Here is a 7,043-nt window from a genome sequence, read left to right on the forward strand (position 1 = left end):
GGTGACCCCCGGGGCGCCTTCCGTAGCCCTTACCGCGTCAGCCCTCGTCCGGGCCACCGCTCTCCTCGTCGTTCGCCGTGGAGTCCTTCGCGTCCTTGGCGTCCTTGCCGGACGCCGAGGACGCGCCCGGCTGGGGCTCGGCCACCGCGACCCGTGCGGGCCGGATGGTCCGCTCGCCGATCCGGTACCCCGGCTGGAGCACCGCGACGCAGGTGGTCTCGGTGACGTCCGGCGCGTAGCTGTGCATCAGCGCCTCGTGGATCGTCGGGTCGAAGGGCTCGCCCTCCTTGCCGAACTGCTGGAGACCCATCTTGGCGGCAGCGGTCTCCAGCGACTCGGCGACCGACTTGAAGCCGCCGACCAGTTCCCCGTGTTCACGGGCCCGGCCGATGTCGTCGAGCACGGGCAGCAGTTCGGCCAGGAGGGTCGCCGTGGCGATCTCCTTGACCGAGACGCGGTCCCGCTCCACCCGACGGCGGTAGTTCTGGTACTCGGCCTGGAGCCGCTGGAGGTCCGCGGTGCGCTCGGCGAGCGCGCTGCGGGCCTGGTCCAGCTCGGCCGTCAGACCGACGGTCTTCGCCGCGTCCCCTGCCGGGGCCGCCCCGCCCTCCTTCGCGGAGGAGGAGGCGGACTCGGCGGCGTCGTCAGTGGCGTCGCCGGAGGGGACGGAGGGGTTCTTGCCGTTCTCGTCCTTCTCGTCGAACCCCGGTGTCTCCTCCGTCACGCGGCACCACCCTTGGTGTCCTTCTCGTCGTCGACGATCTCGGCGTCCACGACATCGTCGTCGGCCTTGGCCTGCTGGGCACCCGCGTCACCCTGGGGGGCGTCGGCGGACGGCGCCTGCGCGTCGGCGTACATCGCCTGGCCGAGCTTCTGGGAGACGGCCGCGACCTTCTCCGTGGCCGTGCGGATCTCGGCGCTGTCCTCGCCCTTGAGCTTCTCCTTCAGCTCGGCGACGGCGGTCTCCACCTCGGTCTTCACCTCGGCCGGGACCTTGTCCTCGTTGTCCTTGAGGAACTTCTCCGTCTGGTAGACGAGCTGCTCGCCCTGGTTGCGGGTCTCGGCGGCCTCGCGGCGGCGGTGGTCCTCGTCCGCGTACTGCTCGGCCTCCTGGCGCATCCGGTCGACCTCGTCCTTCGGCAGCGAGGAGCCGCCGGTGACGGTCATCTTCTGCTCCTTGCCCGTGCCCAGGTCCTTCGCGGTCACGTGCATGATGCCGTTGGCGTCGATGTCGAAGGAGACCTCGATCTGCGGGACGCCACGCGGGGCCGGGGGCAGACCGGTCAGCTCGAACATGCCGAGCTTCTTGTTGTACGCCGCGATCTCGCGCTCACCCTGGTAGACCTGGATCTGCACGGACGGCTGGTTGTCCTCGGCGGTGGTGAAGATCTCCGAGCGCTTGGTCGGGATCGTCGTGTTCCGCTCGATGAGCTTGGTCATGATGCCGCCCTTGGTCTCGATACCGAGGGACAGCGGGGTCACGTCGAGGAGCAGGACGTCCTTGACCTCACCCTTGAGGACACCGGCCTGGAGCGAGGCGCCGATGGCGACGACCTCGTCCGGGTTCACACCCTTGTTGGCCTCCTTGCCGCCGGTCAGCTCCTTGACGAGCTCGGCGACGGCGGGCATACGGGTGGAGCCGCCGACCAGGACCACGTGGTCGATCTCGGAGAGGGCGATGCCCGCGTCCTTGATGACGTTGTTGAACGGGGTCTTGCAGCGCTCCAGGAGGTCGGCCGTCAGCTGCTGGAACTGAGCCCGGGTGAGCTTCTCGTCCAGGTGCAGCGGGCCCTCGGCGGAGGCCGTGATGTACGGGAGGTTGATGGTCGTCTCGGTGGAGGACGACAGCTCGATCTTGGCCTTCTCGGCAGCCTCACGCAGCCGCTGGAGGGCCATCTTGTCCTTGGCCAGGTCGACGCCGTGGCCGTTCTGGAACTGCTTGACCAGGTAGTCGACGACGCGCTGGTCCCAGTCGTCACCACCGAGGTGGTTGTCACCGTTGGTGGCCTTCACCTCGACGACGCCGTCGCCGATCTCCAGCAGCGAGACGTCGAAGGTGCCGCCACCGAGGTCGAAGACGAGGATCGTCTGGTCGTCCTTGTCCAGGCCGTAGGCGAGGGCGGCCGCGGTGGGCTCGTTGACGATGCGCAGCACGTTGAGGCCCGCGATCTCACCGGCCTCCTTGGTGGCCTGGCGCTCCGAGTCGTTGAAGTACGCCGGGACGGTGATCACCGCGTCGGTGACCTTCTCGCCCAGGTACGCCTCGGCGTCACGCTTCAGCTTCTGCAGGATGAAGGCGCTCATCTGCTGCGGGTTGAAGTTCTTGCCGTCGAGCTCGATCTTCCAGTCGGTGCCCATGTGGCGCTTGACCGACCGGATGGTCCTGTCGACGTTCGTGACCGCCTGGCGCTTGGCGACCTCACCGACCAGCACCTCGCCGTTCTTGGCGAAGGCGACGACGGACGGCGTGGTCCTGGCGCCCTCGGCGTTGGTGATGACGGTGGGCTCGCCGCCCTCCAGAACGCTGACGACGGAGTTAGTCGTGCCCAGGTCGATGCCGACCGCACGTGCCATGTCAAATCCTCCAGCTACCTACTTGAGTGGAACTGACTCAAGGATGCATGACCCCTCCCTCCGCGTCAACAGACCTGAGCCGAGTCCACTCAACTTTTATCCAGCCCTTATCAGCACCCCTCCCCTGACCAGCCCATCCACCACCTGGCACTGGGCGCGCCCTCCCGCCCCACCTCGGCCCGATCTGGAAGAGTCACCCCCGCAATACCCATCAATCAGCCTCATAACGCATCAAAACTCATTCCACCGGACAAGGGGTGCGCACCCATGGCCCTCCCCCCTTTTCCGGCTCGGCTTTTTCCGGCTCGGCCCTGGAGGGGTCGCACCCGAGCGGCCCGAGCGGCCCTGGCAACCCGCTTCCCGGTCGCGCCTTCCCTGGGAGGAGCGCGATCCCCTGGACCTCGACTACGTACAAGGCCACTGGCTCGGCACGGATCTGCGGATCCTGTTCGCGACGGCGCGGACGGTCGTACGGGGAAGACCGGCGGGGCGAGGAGCCCGAGCGGGAGAGGAGGAGGCGCGAAGCATGAGGAGCAGAAGGAGAAGAAGAGGGGAGAGCGGACGGCCCGGGAGGCGGGAGCGGGCGCACGGGGAAGGGTGCGGGCGGGATTCCGGCAGCCGCCCCCGGACAGCACCCTCCGGCGACACCGGGCCCGGCACCCCCGGCCGCGCCGTCCGCCCCCGCCCCCACCAGCACCGGAGAACGTGACATGACGGGCGCGTGGCACCCGGGGGAACGCCTTCCGGCAGGCTCGCCACTCAGGGTGGCCTGAGCGATACAGATCACCGGCCACGCGGCTTACCGTGCGACGCCGGGAGTGGGTAGTCTCAGACGGACTGGGTAAGTTACCGCTTAGTAATCGAGCGTGGAGAAAGATCCGACCGCAGCCTCCGCGCTGACCGGTCCCCACCCTCGCAGGCCCGAGGAGCCCCGCCATGCAACTCGCCGCGATCATCGTGTCGCTGGTCCTGACCGTGGTCGGCGTCGCGCTCATCGCCCGAGCCGTCGCGCAGATCTACCGCTTCGTCCGGCTCGGCCAGCCCGTGCCCGCCGGCCGCCGCACCGACCGCCCCAAGGAGCGCAGCCTCACCCTGGCCAGGGAGTTCCTCGGCCACACCCGGATGAACCGCTGGGGCATCGTCGGCTTCGCCCACTGGTTCGTGGCGATCGGCTTCCTCACCCTGCCGCCGACGCTGGCCCAGGCGTACGGGCAGCTCTTCCAGGCCGACTTCATGCTCCCGGTGCTCGGCGGCTTCCTTCCGTTCGAGATGTACATCGAGTTCATCGGCGTGATGACGGTCCTCGGCATCGTGACCCTGATGGTGATCCGGCTGCTGAGCCTGCCCTCGCGCGCGGGCCGCAAGTCCCGCTTCGCGGGCTCGAAGGCCTGGCAGGCGTACTTCGTCGAGTACGTCATCCTCACCATCGGTCTGGCCATCCTCGTCCTGCGCGGCCTTGAGGGCGCGATCCACCACGTCGACGGCTACGAGGCCGCGTACTTCGTCTCGTACCCCCTGGTCCTCGCCTTCGAGGGGCTGAGCCTTTCCACGCTCCAGACGCTGATCTACGTCACCGCGATGGTGAAGATCTCCGTCTCGCTGATCTGGATGATCACGGTCTCCCTCAACACCAACATGGGTGTCGCCTGGCACCGCTTCCTCGGCTTCCCCAACATCTGGTTCAAGCGCGACGCCGAGGGCGGCTCCGCGCTCGGCGCGCTCCAGCCGATGACGTCCGGCGGCAAGGAGATCGACTTCGAGACCGTCTTCGACGACGAGGACGGCGAGGAGACCGTCTTCGGCGTCTCCCAGGTCGAGCACTTCTCCTGGAAGGGCATCCTCGACTTCTCCACCTGCACCGAGTGCGGCCGCTGCCAGTCGCAGTGCCCGGCCTGGAACACCGGCAAGCCGCTCTCCCCGAAGCTGCTGATCATGTCGCTGCGCGACCACGCGCACGCCAAGGCGCCCTATCTGCTCGCGGGCGGCGGCACGACCATGGAGGGCGAGGAGAAAGCCTCCGAGGAGGCGCTCAAGGACGTCCCGGCCACGGCCCTCGCCGAGGCCGAGCGCCCCCTGATCGGCACGGCCGAGGAGAACGGTGTCATCGACCCGGACGTGCTGTGGTCCTGCACCACCTGCGGCGCCTGTGTCGAGCAGTGCCCCGTCGACATCGAGCACATCGACCACATCGTCGACATGCGCCGCTACCAGGTGATGATCGAGTCCGCGTTCCCCTCGGAGGCGGGCACGATGCTCAAGAACCTGGAGAAGAAGGGCAACCCCTGGGGGCTGGCGAAGAAGCAGCGGGTCGAGTGGACCAAGGACGTCACGTTCGAGGTCCCGATCGTCGGCAAGGACATCGAGGACCTCACCGAGGTCGACTACCTCTACTGGGTCGGCTGCGCGGGCGCCCTGGAGGACCGCGCCAAGAAGACCACCAAGGCCTTCGCCGAGCTGCTCCACATCGCGGGCGTGAAGTTCGCGATCATGGGCGGGGACGAGAAGTGCACCGGTGACTCGCCCCGTCGCCTTGGCAACGAGCCGCTCTTCCAGCAGCTCGGCCAGGAGAACGTGGCCATGCTCAACATGGCCTTCGGCGAGGACGACGAGGACCCCGCCACCCAGAAGCCCGCGTCCGCGAAGAAGATCGTCGCGACCTGCCCGCACTGCTTCAACACCATCGCCAACGAGTACCCGCAGCTCGGCGGCGCGTTCGAGGTCATCCACCACACCCAGCTGCTCCAGCACCTCATCGACGAGGGCCGGCTGACCCCGGTCACCCCGGTCGAGGGCCTGATCACCTACCACGACCCCTGCTACCTGGGCCGCCACAACAAGGTCTACACGCCGCCGCGCGAGATCATGACCGCCGTGCCGGGCCTGCGCCAGCAGGAGATGCACCGCCACAAGGAGCGCGGCTTCTGCTGCGGCGCGGGCGGCGCGCGGATGTGGATGGAGGAGCGCATCGGCAAGCGCATCAACACCGAGCGCGTCGACGAGGCCCTCTCCCTCAACCCGGACATCGTCTCCACGGCCTGCCCCTTCTGCCTGGTGATGCTGACCGACTCGGTCAACGGCAAGAAGAACGACGGCACCGCGAAGGAGAGCCTCCAGGTCGTCGACGTGGCCCAGCTCCTCCTCGACTCGGTGCGGACACCGCCGTCGGACCCGAGCCCCTCCGAGGAGCCGGAGAACGAGCCGGAGCCCGAGCCCGTGAAGTAACCCCCTCCCGGGAAGGGGTGGGCCCCGGCACGGCATGCCGGGACCCACCCCTTCTTCCGTACGCCCCCGTTCCGCACCACGGCGGTACGGAACCGCCCCCGCCCCCTGACACCGCCCCCATCCCCCGGGTCCCGGCCCCTAGGGGATGTCACAGCTCGGCCGCAAAGGACGCCCGTCCCCCGCCCTCCCTCCACTCCACGCGGTGTGACCGGGTACGTTCGAATACGTGGCTGGATTCAGGATCGGACGCGGCCGGGACAACCGCAGGCAGCAGCAGCAACCGCAGCGGGCACCGCAGGCACCCCCGCCCTACCAGGGCGCCCAGGCGGCACCTCAGGGCTGGCCGCCCGCGGGCGCCAACCACAACGCCCCGCACCCCCCGCACGGCGAGCCGGAGTACTTCGGCGACCCCTACCAGCACCAGCGGCACCACGCCCCCGGCGCGCCCCACCCGGGACAGCCGCACGGGCACCCTGGACATTCCGGGCACCCCGGACACCCGCACCAGCCCCCGCAGCCTCCGCGCTACGACCAGGGCCAGCACGACCCGTACGCGAACAACCCCGGGCACACCCAGGCGTTCACCGTCGACGACCCGTACACCGACGGCTCGACCTACCAGGCCGGGAACTCCCCGGCGCCCCCGCCCGGTCCACGGCTGCCCTGGAAGGCGCTGCTCAGCGGGATCGTGATGCGCCCCGGGCCGACGTTCTGGCAGATGCGGGACTACGCGGTGTGGGGCCCCGCGCTGGTCATCACCCTCCTCTACGGCATGCTGGCGATCTTCGGCTTCGACCAGGCGCGCGAGGAGACCATCAACGCGACGCTCTCGTCGGCGATCCCCTATGTCCTGACCACCGGGGTCGCCTTCGTGATCGGCGGCACGATCCTCGGCGCCGTCACCCACACCCTCGCCCGCCAGCTCGGCGGCACGGGCGCCTGGCAGCCCACGGTCGGGCTCTCCATGCTGATCATGGCGATCACGGACGCCCCCCGGTTGCTCTTCGCCATGTTCCTCGGCGGCGAGAACTCCCTGGTCCAACTGGTCGGCTGGGCCACCTGGCTGGCCGCGGGCGCCCTGTTCACCTCGATGGTCAGCAAGTCCCATGACCTGCCCTGGCCCAAGGCCCTGGGCGCCTCGGCGATCCAGCTGATCGCGCTGCTCTCGCTGATCAAGCTCGGCACACTCTGACAGCCGGCGCGGAAACGTGAACGGCGGCCCTTGAGCGGATGCATCCGCTCAAGGG

4 protein-coding genes are annotated in these 7,043 nt (G+C 69.0%); 2 read left to right on the top strand and 2 right to left on the bottom strand.

Translation table 11 applies throughout. The annotated features are described in order from the left end of the window. Window positions 1-37: 37 nt before the first annotated feature. On the bottom strand, window positions 38-724 hold the full coding sequence (grpE, locus tag ACFVIM_RS30640; RefSeq protein ID WP_384308221.1) for a nucleotide exchange factor GrpE: 687 nt from the start codon (window positions 722-724) through the stop codon (window positions 38-40). Next, window positions 721-2,574 (bottom strand): molecular chaperone DnaK, encoded by a 1,854-nt coding sequence (dnaK, locus tag ACFVIM_RS30645; RefSeq protein WP_384308224.1) that lies wholly within the window; start codon window positions 2,572-2,574, stop codon window positions 721-723. The genes grpE and dnaK overlap by 4 nt, the downstream gene beginning before the upstream one ends. A 936-nt stretch (window positions 2,575-3,510) precedes the next feature. Here dnaK and ACFVIM_RS30650 point away from each other — a divergent pair. Both ACFVIM_RS30650 and ACFVIM_RS30655 read left to right on the top strand, forming a co-directional pair. Further along, a complete protein-coding gene (locus tag ACFVIM_RS30650; RefSeq protein WP_384308227.1) occupies window positions 3,511-5,796 on the top strand; it encodes a heterodisulfide reductase-related iron-sulfur binding cluster in 2,286 nt (761 codons plus the stop codon). Between the two features lie 226 nt (window positions 5,797-6,022). Further along, entirely contained in the window at window positions 6,023-6,988 is a 966-nt protein-coding gene (locus ACFVIM_RS30655; RefSeq protein ID WP_384308229.1) for a Yip1 family protein, read from the top strand. Window positions 6,989-7,043 lie beyond the last annotated feature (55 nt).

It is taken from the genome of Streptomyces sp. NPDC057638 (assembly GCF_042800315.1).
Lineage (GTDB): Bacteria > Actinomycetota > Actinomycetes > Streptomycetales > Streptomycetaceae > Streptomyces.